A 1,435-nucleotide genomic window follows, 5' to 3' on the forward strand; every position below is an offset into this window, starting at 1 on the left:
GAGCCTGTCAATCTGTCTGTGTAAGTGGTGGTGTTCAGAGGTAGGGGTTGATGCGGTCGGGGTAGGCGGCTGCGAGCTGGGCGAGGGCCTGTTTCCAGTTCGTGGTGACCTGGCCCTCGACGAGGCGGCCGGAGGCTCTGCGCTGGCTGGCTGGCTTGCCCTTCTCCTTCGCGCGGTCGAGGGCGCGTTTGTCCTCGATGTTGCAGATCGCCAGCCAGAGCAGCTTGACCGCGGCCTCGGTCGAGGGAAAGTGCCCGCGGTTCTTGGTGACCTTCCGCAGCTGGAAGTTCAGCGACTCGATGCTGTTGGTCGTGTAGATGACTCGGCGCAGCATCGGGGGGAACGCGAGGAACGGGATGAATCGGTCCCATGCGTTGTCCCAGGTCATCACCGCTGATGGGTACTTCTGTCCCCACGGTGAGGCCGTGAACTCCTCCAGAGCCTTGCGGGCCGCGTCCTCGCTCGGGGCGGTATAGATCGGCTTGAGCGCGGCGGCGACCTTTTTGCGGTCGGTGTAGCTGACGAAACGCATCGCGGCGCGGATCAGGTGGACCACGCAAGTCTGAACCATCGAGTCCGGCCAGGTCGCCTCGATCGCCTCGGGAAGGCCTTTCAGCCCGTCGCAGCAGACGATCAGGACGTCTTTGACTCCGCGGTTGGCCAGGTCCGCGCACACGTGCGCCCAGAACGCGGAGCCCTCGGTGTCCTGGACCCAGATGCCCAGCACGTGCTTGATGCCCTCGAGGTCCACGCCCACGGCCAGATACGCGGAGCGGCCGATGACCTGGTGGTCCTCGCGGACCTTGATGCGGATCGCATCGAGGTAGATCACGGGGTAGAACTCCTCCAGTGGCCGCTGCTGCCACTCCAGGATCTCCTCGGCCACCGCGTCGGTGATGTTCGAGATCGTCTCGTGGGAGAGGTCTGTGCCGATCGTCGAAGCGAGGTGGTGCTGGATCTCCCGGATCGTCATCCCGCCCGCATACAGGCTGATGATGATCTCGTCGAGGCCACCCAGACGGCGCTGGCCCTTCGGCAGCAGGCGCGGGGCGAACGTGCCGGCCCGATCACGAGGAATCTCCAGATCGATCGCTCCGACCTCGGACTGGACCGTTTTCGGCGTAGTCCCGTTGCGGGAGTTGCCCGAGCCCCGTCCCTGCGGGGCGTGCTTGTCGTATCCCAGATGGTCGGTCAACTCGGCCTGCAGGCCTCGCTCGAGAGCGGCTTTGACCAGCGCGGGAATGAACCCGCCATCGCCAGTCAGCTCGATCTGTCCCGCGTCGATCTGCGCGAACAGGCCATCGAGCTCGCCAGCGTCCTTGAGCTGCTGGACGAGGTCGGCTCCCGTGCGCGTCTCCCGCTCGTTCTCATCGGTCATGGTCATGATTGTCTCGGTCCCTTCAGTCAGGACTTACACAGACCATCTGACACGCCC

1 protein-coding gene is annotated in these 1,435 nt (G+C 64.9%); it reads right to left on the reverse strand.

Annotation, left to right across the window (positions count from 1 at the left end; genetic code table 11):
• Window positions 1-34: 34 nt before the first annotated feature.
• Entirely contained in the window at window positions 35-1,378 is a 1,344-nt protein-coding gene (locus ACFQ53_RS17690; RefSeq protein WP_377862287.1) for an IS256 family transposase, read from the reverse strand.
• Between the last annotated feature and the right edge of the window lie 57 nt (window positions 1,379-1,435).

Origin of the sequence: Brachybacterium sp. NPDC056505 (assembly GCF_042794925.1) — a bacterium.
Taxonomy (GTDB): Bacteria; Actinomycetota; Actinomycetes; order Actinomycetales; family Dermabacteraceae; genus Brachybacterium; species Brachybacterium kimchii.

Coding starts and splice junctions, on each gene's coding strand:
- ACFQ53_RS17690 (WP_377862287.1), bottom strand. CDS start 1,378: ATGACCGATGAGAACGAGCGGGAGACGCGCACGGGAGCCGACCTCGTC.